Source organism: Knoellia sp. S7-12 (genome assembly GCF_040518285.1).
GTDB lineage: Bacteria > Actinomycetota > Actinomycetes > Actinomycetales > Dermatophilaceae > Knoellia.
This window is the reverse complement of record NZ_CP155449.1, coordinates 1,587,050-1,609,488: the sequence shown is the minus strand read 5'-3', so window position 1 is coordinate 1,609,488 and position 22,439 is coordinate 1,587,050. Positions and strand designations below refer to the sequence as shown.

The following is a 22,439-nucleotide window of genomic DNA, read 5'->3' as shown; positions in this document are numbered from 1 at the left end:
CTAGAGCGCTACCGGCGGTTCTGCCCGATGAAAACAAGCCATTCTCGTGAATGGTCGCGGCGAGTCCGGAGCCGTCAGAGCTGCGGGAACCAGATCGCGATCTCGCGCGCGGCCGACTCCGGGGAGTCGGATCCGTGGACGATGTTCTTCTGGACCTTCGCGCCCCAGTCGCGGCCCAGATCCCCGCGGATGCTGCCGGGGGCCGACTCGGTCGGGTTCGTTGCACCGGCGAGCGAGCGGAAGCCGGGGATGCAGCCCTGACCCTCGATGACCGCAGCGGTCACCGGGCCGGACGACATGAACTCGAGGAGCGGCTCATAGAACGGCTTGCCCTCGTGCTCGGCGTAGTGGGCGGCGAGCATCTCGCGGGTCGGGCTGGTCACGGCCAGAGCAACCAGGGTGTATCCCTTGGCTTCGATCCGACGCAGCACCTCCCCCGAGAGACCGCGGGCGTAGCCGTCAGGCTTGACGAGGACGAGCGAGCGTTCGATGGTCACGCGGGTCAGCCTAGCGAGCGGTCTCGGCGTCGCGTGCGCGGGCCGCCATCATGGCGTCGACCTCTCGACCCTTGATGAGGCAGAGGACCCAGAGCCCGGTGAAGATGAGGCCGACGCCAATCATGGCGGGGACGAGGAAGGCGCTGAGCCAGGTGAGCAGCTGGACGAGCCAGCCGAGCGGAAGCCCGAGCGGTCCGCGAAGGAGTCCGGCGGCGACAAAGGCGAGGACCGCCAGCGCGCACCCCGCCCAGAGGAGGGTCCCGGAGTTGTCGTCACCCTGCGCGATGGCCGTGCCGCGGGCGAGCAGGGCGCCCAGCAGGATCACCAGCGCCTGGCTGCCGAGCACGCTCGCGAGCATCCGCCAGGTCATCTTGCCCATCTGTCCAAAGAGGGGAAGCCGCCTCATCCGCGTTTCCACTCCCGCACGTCGATCGCGGCCTTGGCTGCCTCGAGTGGCGCCTTGGTGGCCTGCCGGTAGAGCTTGATCGCGGTGATCTTCTTGCCCTTGGCGAGGGCGAGATCGATGGACTGCTGCACCTCGAGCGGCAGGTCCTCGACCGGCCGGAAGTTGACCTTGTCGCCACGCGTGCTCTCACGCAGCTTCGTCACGAGCCAGAACGCCAGCGCCGCGATGGCGATGATGAGGACCAGTTTGGTGATCGGATGCATGCAACGAGGGTATGCCGCCCGACGGATGGCCCTACGCTCTGCCCCAGCAGGTTCGAGTGGGCCCTGCGGTGTGAGGGGAAGACATGAGAACTCGTCGATGGGCATTGACGACCGCGATGGCGATCGTCTCGCTCGGCTTCTTGGCCGGCACCCCGAGCGCCTCGGGTGCTCCGACGACCCCGATCCCGGCCGCGTCGACGTCGACCAGTACGCCCCGGATCGAACCGGCGGCCACCGGCATCGTCGGCACCGTGTCGCCGTTCCGGATGTATGACTCGCGAGCCGAGCGCCCACTGGCCGCCGGTGAAGTGCGGATGGCCTGCGTGACCGGCCGGAGGGTGCCGACTGAGGCAGCAGCTCTTGTCGTCAACATGACTGCGGTGTCCCCCACGAGGGCGGGTCACCTCACCGCGTTTAGTGCCGGCCACGACCAGCCCTCCGTCTCGAACCTCAACTTCAGTGCGGGGTCGACCACGTCCAACCTGGCCGTGGTCGAACTCGGCGTCGTGGGCTGCATCTCCGTGAAGAATGCCTCCCCGGGGACGACCCACGTGATCCTTGACGTGCAGAGCTTCGTGATGCCCGGTCCCGCAACCGTCGCCGGGACCACGAAGACGATCTTCCCGAGCCGCCTCCTGGACACCCGCGCGCGGGTCACCATTCCGAGTCACGGCGCCATCAACGTCCAGATCGCCGGGCGTGGGGGCGTCCCCTCCACTGGGGTCGGTGCAGCGTGGCTCAACTTCACCGCGACCCAGACGATGGCCGCGGGACATCTCACGGTCCACGCCGCCGGTACGTCTCGACCACTGACCTCGAACCTGAACTTCGGCCCCGCCGACACACGGGCCGCCCTCACCCTCGCCAGGTTGAGCGCCACAGGTGCGGTGACGGCATACAACGCTTCCTCCCGACCCATTCACCTCATCGTCGACGCCTTCGGATGGACTCGCTCCGGGGATGGCGCCCGCACCCTTGCCGGTGTCGTGCCCGTGTCACCCACCCGCATCTGGGACACGCGCATCGCAGGGCCGCTCCGGCGCGGAGAGACCCTGACCCTCGATCGTTCTGGCCGACCCGAGGGAGCCAGCGCGGCGGTGCTGGCCGTCACGGCCACCGGCGCCAGCGGCGCCGGTCACTTGACCGTGAGCGCGAACAACATCGCGCAGAACCCCACCTCGGCAGTGAACTACGTCGCGGGCCGGGCCACGACCAACCTGGTTGTCGCACGCCAAGACAACGACATCACCGTGACCAACGGTGGCGCTGCGGCATCGGTGGACGTGGTCGTCGACCTGGTGGGCTGGGTCACTGGCGAAAGGGCGGCGACGGGGCGCGTCATCGACAACGTCGGTCGCGGGATCTCCGGTGCCTGGGTCATGCCCGCACCCGACGACGGCGGGAACGCACGCAGCGGGGCTGACGGCTCGTACAACCTCACGTTGCCGCTGGGCCGCGAAACTGTGACGCCCTGTGCTCGAGCCGGGGCGTTCGGGGAGCCGGACCCGGCATACGCCGACGGGTGTCACCCGTCGTGGGTCCACCCCACGACCTTCGCTCTGGCCCTTGGCGAGCGCGTTGCGGGGACAGACATCGTTCTGGAACCGGCCGGGACCGTTCAGGGCGCCGCGACGGACTACACCGGTCGGCCTCTGACGAGCGCGATCGTCACGCTGATCCGCAACAGCGACAAGCGCCAGTACGACGCTTCCGTCGTCAGTGGGCAGTGGAACGTCCCGCGAGTCGCGGCAGGTGAGTACTACGTGCAGCTCGGCAACCCGACCTCGACGACAGCCACGCCTTTCGGGCTCGCGGGAGAGTGGTACCCGGATGTGCAGCGAGCCAACTCGATTCAGCCGGCCACCCTGGCAGCAGCGGGCGCCAAAACGATCTCCGTGGCGGCAGGCTCCGCGACCAACATCAACCTTGAGGCAGAAGCCCTCGCCGAGCTAAGGGTGAAGGTCGCCAGTGGAACCTCTGCACCCCTCAGCACTGCCACACGTGTGAACCTCTACCGAGCCAACGGCACTCGGTTCGGGATCGCGCTTCCCAACTTCTCCACGGGCATCTGGTCGGCACGAGTCCATCCGGGAACGGTCCTGGCGTGCGCCGCCCGCTCGATGACAAGCACCGAATACTGCTGGAGCGGCAGCGTCCCTCTCGCCCTGGCGACGCCGATCACGCTGACCGACGGCCAGTCAACCACTGGCATCGCGATCACTCTCCCCTAGTAAGTGCGCCACCACGCGGACCCGCCCGCGTGTGCCAGTCCGCTGGTTGGATGGACCAGTGCCCCTCCCAGCGCCCTCACGATCACGCTCACGTGCGCCCCTGCCCTCGCCTTCCAGACTGCGTCGGGTCGTGCTCGTCGTCGCCGGGATCAACTTCGCGTGGTTCTGGGTCGAGGCCTCGATGGCATTGGCGATCGGCTCGGTCGCGCTCTTCGCGGACAGTGTTGACTGCCTCGAGGACACAGCCATCAGCCTGCTCATCGCTCTGGCCCTCGGGTGGGGCGCCCGACATCGCGCCGTTGCCGGCCAGGTCATGGCGGGCATCCTGCTCGTCCCTGCCGCAGCCGCGGTGTGGCAGGCGGTGGCCAAGTGGGGCGATCCGCCCCCGCCGGATGTCGGCTGGCTGGTGCTGACCGCCGGTTCGGCAGCCCTCGTCAACGGCTTGTGCGCGTGGCTTCTTGCGCGAGTCCGGACGGTGGGAGGGAGCCTGTCGCGGGCGGCATACCTGTCTGCTCGCAACGACGTGCTGGTCAATCTCGCCATCATCGCGATGGGACTGGTGACGCTGTGGACGGGCTCTGGGTGGCCGGACCTCGTCCTAGGGCTCGCGATCGTCGCTCTGGGTGTTCACGCCGCCGCGGAGGTGTGGGAGGTCGCGAGCGAGGAGCACCTGGCCGCCAAGGCCCTGGCCGGCGAACCCCTCGACTGAGAGTCCCCACGTACCCCCGACTTATTGCGCAATCCGTCGGATTGCCCCACTTCTTGCGCAATCCGCCGGGGCCGACGTATTGCGCAATCAGTCCGAGGATCCGACGGATTGCCCCACGCTTGCAAGAAGTGGGAGGTGGATCGGCTCTGGTCAGACTTCGGTGACGCCCAGCAACATGCGGACCTCGGCGGCGGTGATGACCGAGCCGGTCGCGAGGACTCCCCCACCGACGCCGCTCTCATCGGCAATGCCCGCTGCACGGTCGAGGGCGTCCGGGAGGTCGTCGACCACGCTCACCCGAGCCTCGCCGAAGATCCCCTTGGCGATCTCGCCGAGGTCGTTGGGGCGCATGGCCCGCGCTGACGTGGTGCGCGTGATGATGACCTCGTCGAGAACCGGCTCGAGGATCTCGAGCATCTCGGAGGCGTCCTTGTCCTTGAGGATCGCGACGACGCCGACGAGCTTGGTGAAGGTGAAGGCCTCCTGCAGACCGTCACGCAGGGCGATCGCGCCGGCCGGATTGTGTGCGGCGTCGACGAGAACGGTGGGGCTGCGACGCACGACCTCGAGCCGGCCCGGTGAGGTGGCTGCGGCGAGACCTGCTTTGAGGACGTCGAGGTCCAGCTCCTGCTCCCCACCGCCGATGAAGGCCTCGACGGCGGCGATGGCGAGGGTGGCGTTCTGCGCCATGTGCGTGCCGTGGAACGGCAGGAAGAGCTCGGGATAGCTCGCCGCGAGTCCACGCACGGTGAGGGCCTGGCCACCGACGGCGACGTCGGCGCTCTCGAGGCCGAACTGCTCACCCTCGAGAGCGATCTGGGCGCCCACTTCTTCGGCGCGCTCGGCCAGGATCGCGGCAACGGCGGGGTCATTCTGCTGCGCGGAGATCGCGATGCCGTCGGCCTTGATGATCCCGGCCTTCTCGAGGGCGATGGCGCCCACGGTGTTGCCGAGGAAGTGCTGGTGGTCCAGGGCAATCGGAGTGATGACCGAGACGACGCCGTCGGCCACGTTGGTCGCGTCCCAGCTGCCGCCCATGCCCACCTCGATGATGGCGACGTCGACCGGGGCGTCGGCAAACGCGGCATAGGCCACGGCGACAAGCACCTCGAAGTAGGTCATGCGCGGTTCGTCGTTCTCTGCCGACCTCGCGTCAACAAGGTCGATCAGCGGGATGACCTCGGCGTAGGTGCGCAGGAACTTCTCGGCCTCGATCGGACGCCCACCGATGGCGATCCGCTCGAGCATGGTGTGCATGTGCGGAGATGTGAATCGCCCTGTCGTCAGGCCCATCTCACGCAGGATCGACTCGATGACCCGAGCTGTCGTCGTCTTGCCGTTGGTCCCCGTGAGGTGGATGACCGGGTAGGTGCGCTGGGGGTCTCCCGCGAGCTCCATGACGGCCTGGATGCGGTCGAGTGAGGGCTCGAGGTCGTGCTCGGGTGCGCGGGCGAGGATCGACTCCTCGACCTCACGCAGCCGCTGCATGATCTCGAGGCTGCGCGCAGCTTCGCGCTGGGAAGAGTCGGGAGCCGGTGCCATGAGCCCATTCTCGCAGCCCTGACACCGGCTCCCTGACACCCGACCTCTTGCCCGTTCGCCTGCCCAGCCCAGAGCGCGCGAACGAGCAATGGGCGGAGAAAGGGTCAGTCGAAGGTGACGCCCTCGAAGTCCTCGGGCGTGAACTCGCGCGGCTCGACGAGGACCATCCAGTTGCCGGAGTTGTCGCGCATGAGCGCTTCGACACCATAGGGACGATCCTCGGGCTCCTGGAGGAACTCGACGCCCTTGGCCTTGAGGTCCTCCACGGTCTTGTGGCAGTCATCAACATGTAGTCCCACGCCAGGAAGTCCGCCCTCAGCCTGGGCGCGCTGCATTGCTGCGATGAGGTCGTCGGACAGCGGCTTGCTCGGCGTCGTGAGATGGAGCTGGAGCTCGGGCTGGGACGGGTGCGTCACCGTGACCCACCGGAAGTCCTCCCCGAGAGTGATGTCGTCGCCGGCGGCGAAGCCGAGGACGTCGGTGTAGAAGGCGAGGGACTCATCGAGATCCTTCACCCAGACGGACACGAGGGAGACGTTGGTGATCATGAGATCGAAGGTATGCCGCAGAGTCAGTGCCGCGCTTCTCCCGAATTGCTCGGTATGCCGTCCGCTCCAGTTCCAGGTTCAGCGCGCTTCTCGACGACGCCGGTCATGAAGACCCAGCAGCCCGGGATGCGAGGGGCGCCGCCCACGGCATACCGAGCCTGAAAGGCGCTGGGAGTCTCGCCGACGATCTCGCGGAACCGACTGCTGAACGAGCCGAGACTCGAATAGCCGACGGCGTGGCACACCTCGGTCACCGTGAGGTTCGTAGTTCGGAGCAGGTCCTGCGCCCGCTCGACACGACGCTCACCGAGATAGGCAAGTGGGGTGAGCCCATAGACGCTGGCGAACGACCGGAGGAAGTGGAACTTGCTGAGCCGCGCGATCCCCGCCAGCTCGTCGAGGTCGAGCTCGTCGGCGAAGTGACGGTCGACATGGTCGCGAGCTCGACGCAGGTGCACGAGCAGGTCACCGGGGACACGTCGGATGGGCTCGGGCACCCGCCCACACTAGGGCGGCGCACCGAGGTGCGGACGTCAGCGGGTGACCGCTTCGGACTCCGGAGGAAGGGTCGGCTCCCCCGGCTTCCATCCGGGTGGGGCGAAGAGGTAACCCGCGCGGTCGCGCCACGACCGGGCACCACGCACGTCGCGCACCGCTGCGAGGAATTCGCCGTACTGGAGGCGGAACGGGTTGTGTGTCGTCACCGGCACCGTGAGCCCGTAGACCGGGGCGTCCTCCTCCTCGGCGTAGGACCCAAAGATGCGGTCCCAGATGATGAGGATGCCGGCGTAGTTGCGATCGAGGTACTGCTTCTGGCTCGCGTGGTGGACCCGGTGATGGCTCGGGGTGTTGAAGACGAACTCGAACGGGGCCCACAGCTTGGGGATCGTCTCGGTGTGCACCCAGAACTGGTAGATGAGGTTGAGGGAGAACGCGAAGAAGATCATCCACGGCGGCACACCGAGCAACGGGAGCGGCGTCCAGAACAGCAGCTCACCCCACGGGTTCCACTTCTGTCGCAGCGCCACCGAGTAGTTGAAGTAGACCGACGAGTGGTGCGCCTGGTGCGCTGCCCACAGGATGCGGATGCGATGACTGGCCCGGTGATAGGCGTACCAGAGCAGGTCGACGGCGAGCAGGGTGAAGACCCAGGTCCACGGGTTGCTGGCATCCATCTGCCACGGCGCCACCGACCACAGCGCGAAGTAGAGGAAGAGCGCGGCAAAGCGGGCACCGAGGTTGATGACGACCGACCCGACGGCGCTTGCGAGGTTGGACGCGGTGTCGGGCTTCGAGTAGCCCATGCGTGGCTGGTCGTCGTGGTCGTCGAGGTACTTCAGCGAGAACAGCTCGAGCACGATGAACAGCGCGAAGAAGGGCAGCGCAAACGTCACCGGGTCGTGGAACGGGTTGCTGATGATCTCCCACGGCGTGTCCATGGCGATGGATGTTACCCAGCCGTAGATTTGAGCCGACCTGAGCCCGACCACACGGCTCCCCATTCCCGCCGCCCCCGGAAAACGGGTCCGGAGCAAGGGAACTGTTCCCTTGCTCCGGACCCGTTTCCCGCCGCCCCCGGGAAACGGTCCCGGGGTATGCCGGTCAGGCGAGTTTCGTGACGAGGATCCGGACCGCTTCGCCGTCGCCGACCGTGGCCTCGGTGGCGTTGTCACCGGCCGGGATCGCGTCGAGCTGGGGCGCAGAACCGAACTGGGTCGCGAGGGTCTCCTCGACAATGAGCGCCTGGTGCGCCACTGTCGCCTCCCATACGACCTGCGACCCGGTCACGGTCAGGGAGATGCGGTCGCTCACGTCGAGGCCGGCCTCACGGCGGGCCTGCTGCACCGCGCGGATGACGTCGCGCGCCAGACCCTCGGCCGCCAGCTCAGGCGTGACCTCGGTGTCGAGTACCACGAACCCGCCACCGGGCAGGACCGCGGTCGCACGGGACGCCTCGCCACCACCCTCGACGACGGTCTCGAGGGAGTACTCGCCCTCGACGAGCTCAAGGCCGCCACTGATGACGGTGCCGTCCTCGGCCACCGACCAGTCACCGGACTTCGATCCCTTGATCGCGGTCTGCACCTCACGCCCGAGCCGCGGACCCGCGACCCGAGCGTTGACGGTGAGCTTCTGGGTCACCCCGAAGTCGCTCTCGCCCGCGGAGTCGAGGTCCAGCAGTGTCACCTGACGGACGTTGACCTCGTCGGCGATGATCGCGGCGAATTCTCGCAGCGCTGCAGCATCGGGCACGACGACGGTGAGGTCGCGCAGCGGCAGTCGCACCCGCAGCCTCTCGGACTTGCGCAGCGACGAGGCCACCGAGCAGATGACTCTCGCCTGGTCCATCCGCGCGACGAGCTCGTCGTCGGCCGGCAGCTCCTCCGGGGACGGCCAGTCGGTGAGGTGCACCGAGCGCTCCCCCGTGAGACCACGCCAGATCTCTTCCGACACGAGCGGCAGCAGGGGGGCCGTGACCCGCGTCAGGACTTCGAGCGTCGTGTGGAGCGTGTCGAACGCGGCGCGTGTGTCGGCGTCAGACCCATCGGCCGCATCGCTGGAAGCGGTGTCCCAGAAGCGTTCTCGCGACCGGCGGATGTACCAGTTGGTGAGCACGTCGACGAACCCACGCACCGAGTCACACGCACCGGCGACATCGAGGCCATCGAGCTGAGCCGTCGTCGTCTCGACGAGCTGGCGCAGCTTCGCCAACAGATAACGGTCCAACGGTGCGGCGGACGCGGTCGACGACGACGCGGCATACCCCGTGCCATCGGCGCCGTAGGCGTTGGCGTAGAGGGAGAAGAAGTACCAGCTGTTCCACAGCGGGATCTGGACCTGGCGCACGCCCTCGCGGATGGCCTCCTCGGTGACGATGAGATTGCCACCACGCAGGATCGGTGAGGCCATGAGGAACCAGCGCATCGCATCGGCGCCGTCACGGTCGAAGACCTCGCGCACGTCCGGGTAGTTCTTCAGCGACTTCGACATCTTCTGGCCGTCGGAGCCCAGGACGATGCCGTGCGAGATCACCGAGCTGAACGCCGGCCGGTCGAAGAGCGCCGTCGACAGGATGTGCAGCATGTAGAACCAGCCGCGCGTCTGCCCGATGTATTCGACGATGAAGTCGGCCGGGAAGTGGTGCTCGAACCACTCGGCATTGTCGAACGGGTAGTGCACCTGGGCATAGCTCATCGAGCCCGAGTCGAACCAGACATCCAACACGTCCTCGACGCGGCGCATCGTCGACTTCCCGGTGGGGTCGTCGGGGTTGGGTCGAGTGAGTGAGTCAACAAACGGACGGTGCAGGTCAGGCTCGCCCTGCGCATTGAGCGGCAGACGCCCGAAGTCGCGCTCGATCTCCTCGAACGAGCCGTAGACGTCGATGCGCGGGTGGGCCGGGTCGTCGGACTGCCACACGGGAACAGGGCTGCCCCAGAAGCGATTTCGCGTGATCGACCAGTCGCGGGCGTTCTCGAGCCAGCGGCCGAACTGTCCGTCCTTGACGTGCTCGGGCACCCACTCGATCTGCTGGTTGAGCTCGACCATGCGCTCCTTGAACTTCGTCACCTCGACGAACCAGGACGACACACCCTTGTAGATGAGCGGCTGCCGACAGCGCCAGCAGTGCGGGTAGGAGTGGTCATAGGTCTCGCGACGCAGCAACACCGTGCCGGCGGTCACCGACCCCAACTCGCCCGAACCACGCGTCGCCGCCTTGAGGTGGTCGATGATCGGCGCATTGGCGTCGAACACGAGCAGGCCTTCGTACTCGGCCACGGGGAAGGTGAACGCACCGTCAGCACCGACCGGCATGACCGGCTCGATGCCCTCGCGGTCGGTGATGACCTTGTCCTCCTCACCGAACGCGCCGGCGCTGTGCACGAGGCCGGTGCCGTCGGTCGTCGTGACGAAGTCGGCCTCGACGACGCGGAACGCGTTCTCGTGACCGGCGTAGTAGGAGAACGGCGGTGTGTAGCTGCGCCCGAGCAGGTCGGCACCCTTGAGCCGCTCCACGATCGCGTCGTCGAGCGTCCCAGCTTCGAGACCCAGATCCTTGGCGTATGCCGCCAAGCGGGCTTCCGCGATGACGTAGCGCTCCGTCGTGCCCGTGAAGTCAGACGTCACGACGACGTAGTCGATGTCGGTGCCGACCATGATCGCGAGGTTGCTCGGCAGAGTCCACGGCGTCGTCGTCCAGATCAGCGCGAGTTCGCCTGTCTCGAGCCGCAATCCGACGGTGACGGCGGGGTCCTGGCGCTGCTGGTAGACCTCGTCGTCCATGCGCAGCTCGTGGTTGGACAGCGGCGTCTGGTCGTTCCAGCAATAGGGCAGGACGCGGAAGCCCTCATAGACCAGGCCCTTGTCATAGAGCGACTTGAACGCCCACATGACCGACTCCATGTAGGGCGCGTTGAGCGTCTTGTAGTCGTTGTCGAAGTCGACCCAGCGCGCCTGGCGGGTGACGTAGTCGCGCCACTCGTCGGTGTACCGGAGGACCGAGGACCGGCAGGCGTCGTTGAACTTCTCGATGCCGAGCTCGAGGATCTCGTCCTTGGTCTTGATGCCGAGCTGGCTCATCGCCTCGAGCTCGGCGGGCAGACCGTGCGTGTCCCAGCCGAAGCGGCGCTCGACCCGGCGGCCACGCATCGTCTGGTAGCGCGGGACGAGGTCCTTGACGTAGCCGGTGAGCAGGTGGCCGTAGTGCGGCAGACCGTTGGCGAAGGGCGGTCCGTCATAGAAGACGAACTCGTTGTCACCGTTCTCGCCGGCGTCGCGCTGCTCGATCGAGGCCTGGAAGGTGCCGTCGGCGTCCCAGTAGGCGAGGACGGCCTCCTCGATCTGCGGGAAGCGGGGGCTCGAGGGCACGCTCTGGGTGCCCGGCTCCGGCTGCTCGCCGGCGGTGGAGACCTGGGGGTAGGTCATCGTCGTCTCGTCCTCTGCTGGTCGTTCCTGCTGACCGAGGACGACGTCACCGGGATCGATCCCGGAGGCACCGCGGTACCACCCCGCTTGCTGCATTCCAAGGTCCGAACGCACTGTGACCTGGATATACAACCGCTCTTGTCCAAGGTCGTGACGTGACCCATGCGTCCGGTTCTAATGAGCGCCCCTTGCGGGGGCACTGTTCTTCCGGAGGCTCGCCGCTGATGACGGCTCGAACGCCTGTGAGCCCAGTCTAACGGCAGTTGGGTGGCGCCCACGAGCGCGTTAGACTCGCCAGCGTCGCCGAGTCTTCGGTGACACCAACCGCGTCCGCGGGGGAAAGCCGGTCCAACTCCGGCGCTGACCCGCAACCGTAGGCCTCCCGTGAGGGTGGCGAGCCGGACCTCCTCGCAGGCGCGATCGGCTCCACATCACCCGTCGAGGTCACGGGACGGAGCCCGGACAGCCGGTGACTCGGGTTCGGGCAGACGTCTTCGAACCGTTGAGGAAGGCTGTACCCCACATGCTCCGCTCCGCTCTTCGCGTGCGCGTCGCCGCGCCCATCGCGCTGGCTGCGCTCACTTTGGGTATGCCGTCCGTCGCCGTTGCCGAGACAACTCCGACTCCCAGCCCGACCGTCTCCGCGAGCAGCGCCCCGGCCCCGACGCCGAGCTCCACTGTGACCACGACTCCCACGCCGACCCCGACGAAGGCTGCGCCAGCGGCGCCGTCGCCAAGCACATCGCCCTCCGCGACGACGCTCAAGAGCTCACCGTTCGGTGTTTCTTCGCTCAGCGCAAAGCGGATCGCTGGCACCGCCAGTGAGCAGGCGGCATACGCCGGCGGTTTCATGGTGCGCACGCTGGCCGCGAACGGTGACCACTACAACTACCCCGACTCCACCTTCTTCGACGGTGGCAACACCGTCGACGCGATCCTTGGCCTCGATGGCACCAAGGTGGGCCTCAGCGGTGCCGACGACGCGTTCGCCTACGTCGAGGACAACGTCGGCGGCTACATCGGGACCGACTTCGACTCGCTCTATGCGGGCCCGGCGGGCAAGGCGCTCCTTGGCGTCGTGGCTCACGGTGGCGACGTCAACGACTTCGGTGGCGTGGACCTGGTCGACGTCCTCCTCAACGACTCGCTGGGCGCTGCTGAGCCGGGCCGCTTCTCGGACCTGCCTGCCACTGGCTGTGGTTACGACGTCTGCGACTACTCCAACACCATCGGCCAGTCACTGGCTCTCATCGGCGTGGGGCGCGCGACCGGCGAGGTCCCCGACGTGGCGATGGACTTCCTCCTCGACCAGCAGTGCGCGGACGGCGGGTTCCGAGGTGACGTCGACGCGACCACCTGTGTCAGCGACCTGGACGCGACCGCGTTCGCGGCCCAGGCCCTCGTCGGCCGCTATGGCACCGAGGACGCCGCCACGATCAGGACCCTCGACTTCCTCGCCGGCAAGCAGTCAGCCGACGGAGGTCTGCTCAACCAGGATGGACAGTCGAACTCCAACACCGTCGGCGTCGCGGCTCAGGCCTTCGCTGCCGGTGGCTATGCGGAGGAGCTGGCCAAGGCCCAGTCCTTCCTTGCCGGCCTGCAGTTCGACTGCACCGCGCCTCCCGCCCTGCGAGGAGGCATCGCCTTCACCGCGGCCGACCAGGTCACGCTCCTGAAGTCCCCGACTGACCAGAAGGCCTACGACCAGCTGCTCCGCTCCACCCCACAGGCGACCCTCGGGCTCGCGGGAAGCTCGCTCCTCGACGTCACTGCCGAGGGAGCGAAGAGCTCGGCCCCCGTCTTGGCGTGCGCCGGCCCGTCACCCACCCCGACCGTCTCGGCGACACCGACGGTCACGCCCACCGTGACGCCGACGACTGCTCCCACCACGACTGCACCCGTCACCGCTGCTCCGACCACAAAGCCGTCCGGCCCGGCCGGCACGACGATGCCCGGCACTGGAGCTGGCCTGGCCTACACCGGCGCCTCGGTCGCGGGTCCGTTGGGCCTTGCCGCCCTGCTCCTGCTGGCTGGCGCCGCAACCATCCTGTTCGCACGTCGTCGGGGCGCTCACCTGTGACCCTGACTCGTCGCCTCCTCACTGTCGCCACCGGCGCAGCCCTGATGGCCGCTGGCCTCGTCGGGGCGGCCGCTCCGGCTCAGGCGGCTGCCTGCTCGGGCAACTCCGGTGTCACCGTCGTGATCCAGTCCTCGACCGGCACCTCAACCCGTTGCGCGTCGGGCGACCCCCGCAGCGCGATGAGCGCACTCCAGTCCGTGGCCTCGGTGACCCAGGTGCAGACCCAGCCGGGATTCGTCTGCCAGATCAACGGCTACCCCAACGCCAACTGCGCCCGCACCCCACCGGCGAGCGGCTACTGGGCGTTCTTCCATGCGCCGGCCGGTGGGTCGTGGACCTACAGCCAGAACGGTGCTGCGAGCTTCGACCCCAGGCCGGGGTCGTCGGTCGGGTTCCGATTCGGCTCCGGCGCGGCCCCATCGGTGAGGCCGCCGTCCCCAGCCCCGGCACCCGCCCCGAAGCCGACCACGGCCAAGCCGAAGCCGACCACCGCCGCACCAAGACCCACCACCGCTGCGCCGAGGTCGACGACGAGCGCACCGCGTGGCGGGACGGCTCCGACGCCGGTCTCGACCAGCGCCGCAGCCCGTAGGGCGGCCATCACAACTTCGTCGGCTGCATCAGCCGCTGCATCCGCAGCGGCGTCAGCGTCCGCCTCTGCCTCTGCCTCTGCCTCTGCCTCGAGTGCCAGCGCGTCCGCCACCCCGAGCGCGTCCGCCACGGCACAGGACACGGTGAGCGCGCAGGAGCCACCAAGCACCAGTTCAGGCAGCTCTGGCTCGGGCGGCGCAGGCTCGGGCAGCACCGGCCGACTCGTCGGTGGTGGCGTCCTGCTCCTCGCCCTCGCGACGGCCATCGGCGCCGTCGCTCTGCAACGACGTCGCGCCGCCGCGGCCACACCAACACCCACACCGTGATGCGTCCCTGGTGATGCGCCCATGAGCCCGCTCCTGCCACGCGCCGTGCACCCCGCGGCATGGTGGGGGTGGGCCATCGGGCTCGCCATTGCCGTGAGCACGGTGAACAACCCCTTCCTGCTCTTCACCGCACTGGGGGTGGCCGCCCTCGTCGTCACGTCGCGACGGGGCAGCTCTCCCTGGGCAAAGTCGTTCCGCCTCTATCTCTGGCTCGGTGTCTTCATCGTCGGGGTGCGCACCCTGCTCCACGTCCTCGTCGGCCTGAAGTTCGGCGAGACCATCGTGCTTCCGCTTCCGGAGGTGAGGCTCCCGTCCTGGGCCGCGGGCATCGACATCCTCGGCGACGTCCGCCTTGAGGGCCTGCTCGCCGCCGTCACTGACGGGCTGCGGCTCGCCGTGATGATCGCGTGCATCGGCGCCGCCAACTCTTTGGCCAACCCCAAGCGACTGCTGCGCAGCCTGCCCGGCGCCCTGAGCGAGATCGGCTCTGCAGTCGTCGTCACGATCACGGTCGCACCCCAGCTCGCCGAGAGCGTCCAGCGCGTCATGAGGGCTCGCGCCCTGCGTGGCGACACGGCCCGCGGTGTCCGCGCCCTCCCTCGCATCGCCCTCCCCGTCCTCGAGGACACCCTCGACCGGTCGCTGCTCCTCGCGTCCGCCATGGACTCGCGCGGCTACGGCCGTCGCCGCGAGGTCACGTCGGCGCAGCGCCAAGTCACGGCCACCTGCACCTTGGGCGGGCTCCTCGCGAGCGCCGTCGGGATCTACGGGATCCTCGATGCGACGACGCCTGATTGGCTCGGTGCGCCCGTTCTCGCCGTTGGAATTGCGTTGTCGCTCACCGGGATCTGGCTTGGTGGACGTGCCAACGCTCGATCGACCTATCGCCCCGATCCGTGGCGCTGGCCGGAGTGGCTCACCGTCGCATCGGGTCTCGCCGCTGCCGTGGCGGTGCACCTCGTCGCCCGCGGCGATGCCGCATCCTTGGGTATGCAGGTCAGCCCCCTTGCTGTGCCCGCCCTCCCCCTCATTGCTGTGGCCGGCTTCCTCGTGGCCGCCCTGCCCGCCTTCCTCACCCCGACTCCCCCGGCCCCCGCCACCCGTGGCCAAGCCCGAGTTGTTGCGGCAGGAACGGGGGTGGCGGCGTGATCGAACTCGACCGGGTCACGGTGACCTTCGACGGCGCCACCCAACCGGTGCTGCGTGACGTCACCCTGAGCATCGACGAGGGCGAGCTCGTGCTCGTCGTCGGCCGCACCGGCTCGGGCAAGTCGACCCTGCTCGGGGCGATCACCGGTCATGTCCCCCACTTCACCGGCGGGACCCTCGCCGGGCACGTCCGCATCCACGGGCGTGACACCCGCGACCACCGCCCGCGCGACCTCGCCGATCTCGTGGGTGTCGTCGGCCAGGACCCGCTTGCCGGCTTCGTCACGGACACGGTCGAGGAGGAGCTCGCCTACGGCATGGAGCAGCTCGGCCTGTCCGCGTCGACGATGCGCAAACGGGTTGAGGAGACGCTCGACGTCCTGGGTATCGCTGAACTGCGCGGCGCCGCCCTGAGCGAGCTCTCGGGGGGCCAACAGCAACGCGTTGCCATTGGCTCGGTCCTCACTGCCCACCCCAAGGTCATCGTCCTCGACGAGCCGACGTCGGCCTTGGATCCGACGGGCGCCGAGGACGTCCTCGCCACCATCACCCGCCTCGTCCACGACCTGGCAGTCACGGTCATCGTGGCGGAGCACCGCATCGAACGCGTCCTCCAATATGCCGACACCGTCGTCCACGTAGGCCTCGATGGCGTTGTCTCACAGGGTGATCCGGCGCACATGATGATCGAAGCCGACGTCGCACCGCCCGTCATCGAGCTCGGTCGCTGGGCCGGCTGGTCGCCCCTGCCGCTGTCGGTGCGCGATGCCCGCCGACGTGCCTCTGAGTGGCGTTCGCTCCCCGTCGCGTCCCGGCAGACGACACCGCCCGACGGCCCGCTTCTCGTCGTGGCCAAGGACATCGTCATCCAGCACGACACCGTGGTCGCCGTCGCCGATGTCGACCTCTCGCTGCGTGGTGGGGAGATCACCGCACTCATGGGTCGCAACGGTGCCGGCAAGTCCTCGCTCCTCTGGGGCCTGCAGGGGTCAGGCGCGCTCCGTTCGGGCAGCGTGCGCGTGACGAACCCCGACTCAACGACCGTCGACGTGCACCAGCTCGATGCCGCCGAACGACGCGGCCATGTCGGTCTCGTCCCCCAGTCCGCTGCCGACCTCCTGTATCTCGACTCGGTCGGCGCCGAGTGCCACCAGGCTGACCGCGAGAGCGGTCGCCAGCCCGGCACCTGTCGCAGCCTGCTCGACAACCTGGCACCCGGCATACCCGACGATCGTCACCCTCGCGACCTGTCCGAAGGACAACGGCTCGCGGTCGTCCTCGCCGTCCAGCTCACCGCCGACCCACCTGTCCTCCTTCTCGACGAGCCCACCCGCGGTCTCGACTACTCCGGCAAGGCGGCCCTGAGAAGCGCACTGCACGCCCTCACGCAGCGGGGTCGGTGCGTGGTGGTGTCGACGCACGACGTCGAGTTCGTCGCCGAGACCGCCGACCGGGTGGTCGTCATGGCGGCCGGTGAGCTCGTCGCCGACGGCCCCACCGCCGACGTCGTCGTCTCGAGCCCGGCCTTCGCCCCGCAGGTCGCCAAGATCACCGCACCCCAGCCGTGGCTCACCGTCGACGACGTCCGGTATGCCGTGGGGGTGCCTTCGTGACCGCGCTCGCCACTCCCCCGCCACCGGAGACCCGGGCGGCGCCGGCGGCTCGAATCCGAGCAATCCGGTTGCGACCGCGCTCCATCGCGGCCATCACCGCCGTGAGCCTCGCCGGAGTCGTTGCCTTCGGGTGGCCGCTCATCGTCGACCCCGGGACGACCTTCGGCCACTCGACCGACGCACCCCTGCTCTTCTCGCTGCTCATGCCTCTGCTGCTCGCCGTCGTCCTCGCCGAGATCTCCGAGGGCGGGCTCGACGTCAAGGCGATCGCCATGCTGGGCGTCCTGTCCGCCGTCGGCGCCGCCCTGCGGCCCGTGGGCGCCGGGACTGCGGGACTCGAGACCGTCTTCTTCCTCCTCATCCTCGGCGGCCGCGTCTTCGGCGCCGGGTTTGGCTTCGTCCTCGGCGCGACGACACTCTTCGCCTCCTCGCTCATCACCGGAGGCGTCGGCCCCTGGCTGCCGTTCCAGATGCTCGGCGCGGCATGGGTGGGCCTGGGTGCCGGACTGCTGCCACCGCTCAAGGGGAAGGCCGAGATCGCTCTCCTCGCGGCATACGGAGCAGTGTCCGGGGTGCTCTATGGAGTCGCCCTCAACCTCATGTTCTGGCCGTTCACGACCGGCCTCGAGGGCGCCCTCTCCTTCGTTGCCGGCGCTCCGCTCGTCGACAACCTGCACCGCTTCCTCGTCTACTCCTTCGCGACCTCCCTCGGCTGGGACATCGGCCGCGCGATCACCAACATCGTTCTCGTGGCCCTCACCGGCAGCGTCGTGCTGCGCACCCTGCGCCGCGCCGCACGCAAGGCGGCATTCGAGGCACCCGTCGAGTTCACCGCAGCACGGATCGCCGGGTCGGACACCCCTCACTGACCGCCGCTGCCCTTTGGCACAATCGCGACCATGGGTCCCCTCGAAGTCGACAGCACACCCGCCTGGCTGAGCCGCGAAGAGCTCGACAACGCCCGTGAGCGCCTGCCGATCCTCTATGTCGACGCCGTCCCGGTCCGGGTCGACGAGCGCGGGGCCGTCTCAGCGGTGGGCCTGCTGCTGAGAGCCTCCAGCGACGGAGACATCCAGCGCGAGCTCGTCTCCGGCCGCGTGCTCTATCACGAGCGCGTCCGTGACGCCCTCCTCCGGCACCTCGAGAAGGACCTCGGCCCCATGGCCCTGCCACAGGTCCCCACCTCGCCTGTCCCGTTCACCGTGGCCGAGTACTTCCCCACCCCCGGCGTGACGCCCTTCCACGACCCGCGCCAGCACGCCGTCTCACTCGCGTTCGTAGTCCCTGTCTCGGGCGACTGCGCCCCACAGCAGGACGCCCTCGACCTTGCCTGGCTCACCCCCGACGAAGCCCTTGCCCCGGGCGTCCTCGCCGAGATGGAACGCGGCCACGGAGTCCTCCTGCGCCAAGCCCTCGCACATCTCGGTCACCCCGTCTAAGCCTCCACCGATCGACTTGGTGCGGTGGGCTGGGGCCGTCAGTCGGGCGTGTGGCCAGGAGTGGCGTTGAGGCCGTGGAGCAGCAGGTCAGCCATCTCGGTGTACGCCTGACCGGCGCTCAGGCCGGTAGGGCTGAGCAGAGCGCCGGACTGGATTCCCTCGATGGCCAGCGCGACGAGCTGGCCGGCGAAGGTCCCGTCCACCGCGCGCAACGCCCCAGCCCGCACACCGGAGTCGATGAGCTCGCGGACCCGACGGGCCGCGGCGTCGGAGTTGGCGGCATACACGTCCGCGGTGGGGGCGTACCCCACCATGTCGGTGTAGAAGACCGGCGAGCAGCGACTCATCGCCGTCCCCACTCCGGCGAGGTACGTCGAGATCCGCAGTCGAGGGTCCTCGACTGCGCTGACGGCCTCCTCGATCTCCTCGGTGGCCTGGCGGAAGAAGTGCTTGGTCAAGGCGATGACCAACTGCTCCTTGCTGCTGGCGACGCTGTACAGCGTCGCCTTCGAGCAGCGCAGCCGCCGGGCCATGTCATCGACGCTGAGGGCGGTGAACCCCTCCCGCAGCACCAGGTCCTCCAAAGCGATCAGCAGCTGGGAGCGGCGTTCCGGATCGACTCGACGGCGACGCACCGAGTTCCCCGGCACCGCCGCGGCCGCTCGCACCCGGGTCACGTCGGCCTGGTGCGCGGGGTTTTCGCTCATCGATGCGTCACCGGACCACGGTATCGAAGGCATCCGCATCGTCATGCAGGACATCCTCGCATCAGGGTATTGACTTGGGTACTTACGTGCCGTGTATCGTACCCAATGCGGCTCAAGTCAGCCCTCGATCGCCTAGGAGTTTCCGTTGCCGTCATTCCCATCGTCGGCCGTCGACGCAACTGTCGAGGCCCGCGTTCTCGAGCTTCATGCCCGGTTCACCGACCCGACTGCTGACGTCGCGGCGCTGCTTTGTGACGACCACCCCGCCGACGCGGTCGCGCTCACCGTTGTCGACGCGACCGGTGCCGCTGAGGTCCTGACCTACGGCGAGCTGGCCGAGCGGTCCACCCGTTGCGCCCGGGCCCTGGCCGGGCTCGGGGTCGGGCGCGGGGACAGGGTGGCGACCCTGATGGACAAGAGCACCGACCTGGTGGTGCTGATCGTGGCGATCTGGCGGCTGGGCGGGGTGTACGTCCCGCTGTTCACCGCCTTCGCCCCGCAGGCCATCGCGATGCGCTTGGAGGGCTCGGGGTGCCAGCTCATCGTCGTCGACCCCGGCCAGCGAGCCAAGCTCGTGCCCGGCCCCGACCTGGCCGAAGACCTCGACCGCCGCATCCTGGTCACCGGAGTCGAGGCACCCGAGCACGACGGTGACCTACTGCTGGCCGATGTCGCTGCCGCCGCGTCAGCGGAACCGCTGCCTCGAGTCGCCGTGGGAGGCGATGGCCCGCTCGTGCACATGTTCACCTCGGGGACCACGGGCAAGCCCAAGGGCGTGGTGCACCCCGTCGCGTACTTGGCCGGTTGGCAAGGGTACTTGGAGTTCGGGCTGGCCGTCACCGGGGAGAGCACCTACTGGTGCGCGGCGGACCCCGGCTGGGCCTACGGCCTGTACTCAGCTGTCGCCGCCCCGCTGTCCGCGGGGCTGTCGACGGTGCTGGTCTCCGGCGGCTTCTCCGTGGAGGGCACGTGGCGGGTGCTGGCCGAGCAGCGGGTCACGGACTTCGCCGCCGCCCCGACGGTGTACCGCGGCCTGCGCTCCTCCTCGGTCCCGGTGCCCTCCGGGCTGGCCCTGCAGCGGTTGTCCAGCGCCGGTGAACCGCTGACCCCCGAGGTCAACGAGTGGGCAGCAAGCGCCCTGGGACTGCAGGTACACGACCACTTCGGGCAGACCGAGGTCGGCATGGTGCTGGCCAACTGCCACCACCCCGACCTCGCCCGCCCGCTCAAGCCCGGCTCCATGGGCCGCGCCATCCCCGGCTGGGAACTGACCGTGCTGGCCGAGGACACTGACGAGCCGGCAGGACCCGGCGTGCTGGGCCGGGTCGCGGTCGACGTCCCGGCGAGCCCGGCGATGACGTTCACCGAGTACCAGACTCCGGGGCAGGCGGACTCCAAGTTCAGCCCCGACCGGCGCAGGTACCTCACCGGGGACTCGAGCCGGGCCGATGCCGACGGGGACTTCTTCTTCGCCTCACGGGACGACGACGTGATCATCATGGCCGGGTACCGGATCGGACCCTTTGAGATCGAGTCAGTGTTGGTCCAGCATCCCGCCGTCGTGGAGTGTTGCGTCGTCGCTGCTCCCGACGAGGTGCGCGGCGAAGTCATCGAGGCCCACGTGGTGCTCCGCGAGGGCACCCCAGGCACCCCCGAGCTCGCCGTCGAGCTGCAACAGCTGGTCAAGACTCGCTACGCCGCGCACGCCTACCCACGCACCGTGCACTTCCACGACTCGCTGCCCAAGACCCCCAGCGGCAAGCTCCAGCGCTACCTCCTCCGCAGCCGACCGGGCGGTGTCGCGTGAGCGCACCCCCGACCACCCACCCGGTGCTCGTCGACCAGCGCGGTGACGTGCGGTGGCTGACCCTCAACCGGCCCGAGCGGCGCAACGCCCTGGACGCAGCACTCATCGCCGCCCTCACCGAGCAGGTCACTGACGCCGACGCCGACCCCGGCACCAAGGTCGTAGCCGTCAGCGGTGCCGGACGGAGCTTCTGCGCCGGCGGCGACTTCAACGAGTTCCTCGCATGTGACCGCGGAGGCACCCACCCGGTGCGGTTCCTCGAGGACGTGTCGGCGTGCTTCACCCAGATCTCCGCGGCAGCCACCCCGTGGGTCGCGGTCCTGCACGGGCACGCCGTCGCCGGCGGCCTGGAACTGGCCCTGGCGTGTGACCTGGTGGTCGCCGCGGACACCACGCTGATCGGCGACGGCCATCTGAGCCACGGCCTGTTGCCCGCCGGCGGGTCCAGCGTCCGGCTGCCGACGGCCGTCGGCCACAGTCTGGCCCGGCGGCTGCTGCTGACCGGCGAACTGCTCCCCGCCACCGCCTTCACCGCCAGCGGCTGGCTCGACCGAGTCGTCCCCGAGGCCGAGCTGGAGGACGCAGCCATGGACGTCTGCGCGCAACTCGCGGCCACCGCCGGCCCCTCCCAGTCCGCTCTCAAGGGCCTGTTGCACCGCATCACCGGAGCCGAGCCCGCGTACGCCCTGCAGGCCGAGCTCGACGCCTTCGCCTGCAACTGGACCACCCAACCGGTCGCCGCCGCCCTGGAGTCGTTCCTCACCCCTCACACCTCGGGAGGCACCGGTTGATGAATCGCTACGAAGGCCGGGTCGTCGCCGTCACCGGCGCCGCCCAAGGGCTGGGTCTGGGCATGGCACAACGGTTCGCCGCCGAGGGCGCCACCGTGGTCCTGGCCGACGTCTCGGAGCAGGCCCTCGCCACAGCCGGTAGTGGCATCCGTGACCAGGGTGCCGGCGCGGTTCGGACCGACGTCCTCGACGTGACTGTCTCCGCCGACGTCAACGCGTGGGTCGCCTCCGTGCAGGCCGACACCGGAGGCATCGATGTGCTGGTCAACAACGCTGGCATTATCCGGGACAACCGCCTAGAGGACATCACCGACGTCGACTGGCGTGCGGTCCTGGACGTCAGCCTCGGGGGCTCCTTCTACTGCGCTCGCGCCGTCTTCCCCGGCATGAAGGAACGCGGCTACGGCCGGATCGTCAGCTTCTCCTCCATGTCCTGGCGGGGGAACTTCGGGCAGTCCAACTACGTCGCCGCCAAAGCCGGCCTCGTCGGGCTGACCCGCACCCTGGCCCTGGAAGGCGCCCGCCACGGCATCACCGCCAACGCCATCGCCCCGGGCCTCATCGAGACCCCGATGCTGGCCTCGATGAACGGCCCCGCCCGGGACAAGCTGACCGCCAAGGTCCCCATGCGCCACACCGGGCAGCCCACCGACATCTCCGAAGCCGCCGCGTTCCTGGCGTCTGAGGCCGCGGGCTACATCACCGGCGTCGTCCTCGACGTCGACGGCGGTATCTCCATCGGCTCTTCCATCCGCTGATCCCGTCCCCAAAGAGCAACACAGCACGACAACCGCCTGGCACCGAGTGGTGCGCC

22 protein-coding genes and 1 riboswitch are annotated in these 22,439 nt (G+C 68.9%); of the genes, 11 read left to right on the top strand and 11 right to left on the bottom strand.

From position 1 onward, the window contains the following. Positions 1-74 precede the first annotated feature (74 nt). Genes ndk through V6K52_RS07790 form a run of 3 tightly spaced genes read right to left on the bottom strand, consistent with a single transcriptional unit; the run spans position 75 to position 1,166 of the window. Entirely contained in the window at positions 75-497 is a 423-nt protein-coding gene (ndk, locus tag V6K52_RS07800) for a nucleoside-diphosphate kinase (RefSeq protein ID WP_353953306.1), read from the bottom strand. A gap of 10 nt (positions 498-507) precedes the next feature. Beyond that, the gene (locus V6K52_RS07795; RefSeq protein ID WP_353953305.1) at positions 508-903 is read right to left on the bottom strand and encodes a DUF4233 domain-containing protein; all 396 of its coding nucleotides are present in this window, start codon (positions 901-903) and stop codon (positions 508-510) included. Continuing rightward, a complete protein-coding gene (locus V6K52_RS07790) occupies positions 900-1,166 on the bottom strand; it encodes a hypothetical protein (RefSeq protein WP_353953304.1) in 267 nt (88 codons plus the stop codon). The genes V6K52_RS07795 and V6K52_RS07790 overlap by 4 nt, the downstream gene beginning before the upstream one ends. An 83-nt stretch (positions 1,167-1,249) precedes the next feature. On the opposite strand from V6K52_RS07790, the gene V6K52_RS07785 reads away from it, so the two are divergent. Together V6K52_RS07785 and V6K52_RS07780 are read left to right on the top strand one after the other, a co-directional pair. Next, positions 1,250-3,397: a hypothetical protein gene (locus tag V6K52_RS07785; RefSeq protein WP_353953303.1), complete on the top strand. Its 2,148-nt coding sequence runs from the start codon at positions 1,250-1,252 to the stop codon at positions 3,395-3,397. 130 nt (positions 3,398-3,527) lie between these two features. Continuing rightward, on the top strand, positions 3,528-4,106 hold the full coding sequence (locus V6K52_RS07780; protein ID WP_353953302.1) for a cation transporter: 579 nt from the start codon (positions 3,528-3,530) through the stop codon (positions 4,104-4,106). A gap of 150 nt (positions 4,107-4,256) precedes the next feature. Here the strand turns inward: V6K52_RS07780 and V6K52_RS07775 are convergent, their stop codons facing one another. The 5 genes from V6K52_RS07775 to ileS all read right to left on the bottom strand — a co-directional run bounded on the left by V6K52_RS07775 (position 4,257) and on the right by ileS (position 11,122). Next, positions 4,257-5,648, bottom strand: a complete 1,392-nt coding sequence (locus V6K52_RS07775; RefSeq protein WP_353953301.1) for a folylpolyglutamate synthase/dihydrofolate synthase family protein — start codon at positions 5,646-5,648, stop codon at positions 4,257-4,259. Between the two features lie 104 nt (positions 5,649-5,752). Beyond that, positions 5,753-6,196, bottom strand: a complete 444-nt coding sequence (locus V6K52_RS07770) for a VOC family protein (RefSeq protein ID WP_353953300.1) — start codon at positions 6,194-6,196, stop codon at positions 5,753-5,755. Between the two features lie 23 nt (positions 6,197-6,219). Then, on the bottom strand, positions 6,220-6,693 hold the full coding sequence (locus V6K52_RS07765; RefSeq protein WP_353953299.1) for an AraC family transcriptional regulator: 474 nt from the start codon (positions 6,691-6,693) through the stop codon (positions 6,220-6,222). Between the two features lie 36 nt (positions 6,694-6,729). Then, positions 6,730-7,635: a sterol desaturase family protein gene (locus V6K52_RS07760; RefSeq protein WP_353953298.1), complete on the bottom strand. Its 906-nt coding sequence runs from the start codon at positions 7,633-7,635 to the stop codon at positions 6,730-6,732. A 163-nt stretch (positions 7,636-7,798) separates the two neighbouring features. Continuing rightward, positions 7,799-11,122, bottom strand: a complete 3,324-nt coding sequence (gene ileS / locus V6K52_RS07755) for an isoleucine--tRNA ligase (RefSeq protein ID WP_353953739.1) — start codon at positions 11,120-11,122, stop codon at positions 7,799-7,801. 336 nt (positions 11,123-11,458) lie between these two features. Further along, a riboswitch (cobalamin riboswitch) is annotated at positions 11,459-11,527 on the top strand. Positions 11,528-11,645: 118 nt separating this feature from the next. Here ileS and V6K52_RS07750 point away from each other — a divergent pair. Next, positions 11,646-13,202, top strand: coding sequence for a hypothetical protein (locus V6K52_RS07750; RefSeq protein WP_353953297.1), 1,557 nt, complete (start codon positions 11,646-11,648; stop codon positions 13,200-13,202). A 79-nt stretch (positions 13,203-13,281) separates the two neighbouring features. On the opposite strand, the gene V6K52_RS07745 is transcribed toward V6K52_RS07750, so the two are convergent. Both V6K52_RS07745 and V6K52_RS07740 read right to left on the bottom strand, forming a co-directional pair. Then, entirely contained in the window at positions 13,282-13,452 is a 171-nt protein-coding gene (locus tag V6K52_RS07745; protein ID WP_353953296.1) for a hypothetical protein, read from the bottom strand. An 87-nt stretch (positions 13,453-13,539) separates the two neighbouring features. Continuing rightward, positions 13,540-13,923 carry a hypothetical protein gene (locus V6K52_RS07740; RefSeq protein ID WP_353953295.1) on the bottom strand — a complete coding sequence of 128 codons (384 nt, stop codon included), beginning with the start codon at positions 13,921-13,923 and terminating at the stop codon, positions 13,540-13,542. 13 nt (positions 13,924-13,936) lie between these two features. Between V6K52_RS07740 and V6K52_RS07735 the strand changes: the two genes are divergently transcribed. The 5 genes from V6K52_RS07735 to V6K52_RS07715 are packed head-to-tail and all read left to right on the top strand — an operon-like array spanning position 13,937 to position 18,320. Beyond that, a complete protein-coding gene (locus tag V6K52_RS07735; RefSeq protein ID WP_353953294.1) occupies positions 13,937-14,119 on the top strand; it encodes a hypothetical protein in 183 nt (60 codons plus the stop codon). Positions 14,120-14,140: 21 nt separating this feature from the next. After that, positions 14,141-15,268 carry an energy-coupling factor transporter transmembrane component T gene (locus V6K52_RS07730; RefSeq protein WP_353953293.1) on the top strand — a complete coding sequence of 376 codons (1,128 nt, stop codon included), beginning with the start codon at positions 14,141-14,143 and terminating at the stop codon, positions 15,266-15,268. Next, positions 15,265-16,881: an ATP-binding cassette domain-containing protein gene (locus V6K52_RS07725; RefSeq protein WP_353953292.1), complete on the top strand. Its 1,617-nt coding sequence runs from the start codon at positions 15,265-15,267 to the stop codon at positions 16,879-16,881. Before V6K52_RS07730 ends, V6K52_RS07725 begins: the two co-directional genes overlap by 4 nt. Further along, on the top strand, positions 16,878-17,750 hold the full coding sequence (locus tag V6K52_RS07720; RefSeq protein WP_353953291.1) for an ECF transporter S component: 873 nt from the start codon (positions 16,878-16,880) through the stop codon (positions 17,748-17,750). The genes V6K52_RS07725 and V6K52_RS07720 overlap by 4 nt, the downstream gene beginning before the upstream one ends. Positions 17,751-17,780: 30 nt before the next feature. Next, on the top strand, positions 17,781-18,320 hold the full coding sequence (locus tag V6K52_RS07715) for an NUDIX hydrolase family protein (protein WP_353953290.1): 540 nt from the start codon (positions 17,781-17,783) through the stop codon (positions 18,318-18,320). Between the two features lie 38 nt (positions 18,321-18,358). On the opposite strand, the gene V6K52_RS07710 is transcribed toward V6K52_RS07715, so the two are convergent. After that, complete coding sequence (locus tag V6K52_RS07710) at positions 18,359-19,027, bottom strand: TetR/AcrR family transcriptional regulator (RefSeq protein WP_353953289.1); 669 nt, start codon at positions 19,025-19,027, stop codon at positions 18,359-18,361. Positions 19,028-19,172: 145 nt separating this feature from the next. On the opposite strand from V6K52_RS07710, the gene V6K52_RS07705 reads away from it, so the two are divergent. From V6K52_RS07705 to V6K52_RS07695, 3 genes are read left to right on the top strand one after another with little or no spacing between them, the layout of a single operon-like run. After that, entirely contained in the window at positions 19,173-20,834 is a 1,662-nt protein-coding gene (locus V6K52_RS07705; RefSeq protein WP_353953288.1) for an AMP-binding protein, read from the top strand. After that, positions 20,831-21,625 carry an enoyl-CoA hydratase/isomerase family protein gene (locus V6K52_RS07700; protein WP_353953287.1) on the top strand — a complete coding sequence of 265 codons (795 nt, stop codon included), beginning with the start codon at positions 20,831-20,833 and terminating at the stop codon, positions 21,623-21,625. Before V6K52_RS07705 ends, V6K52_RS07700 begins: the two co-directional genes overlap by 4 nt. After that, positions 21,625-22,383, top strand: coding sequence for an SDR family NAD(P)-dependent oxidoreductase (locus V6K52_RS07695; RefSeq protein ID WP_353953286.1), 759 nt, complete (start codon positions 21,625-21,627; stop codon positions 22,381-22,383). Before V6K52_RS07700 ends, V6K52_RS07695 begins: the two co-directional genes overlap by 1 nt. Positions 22,384-22,439: the final 56 nt, after the last annotated feature.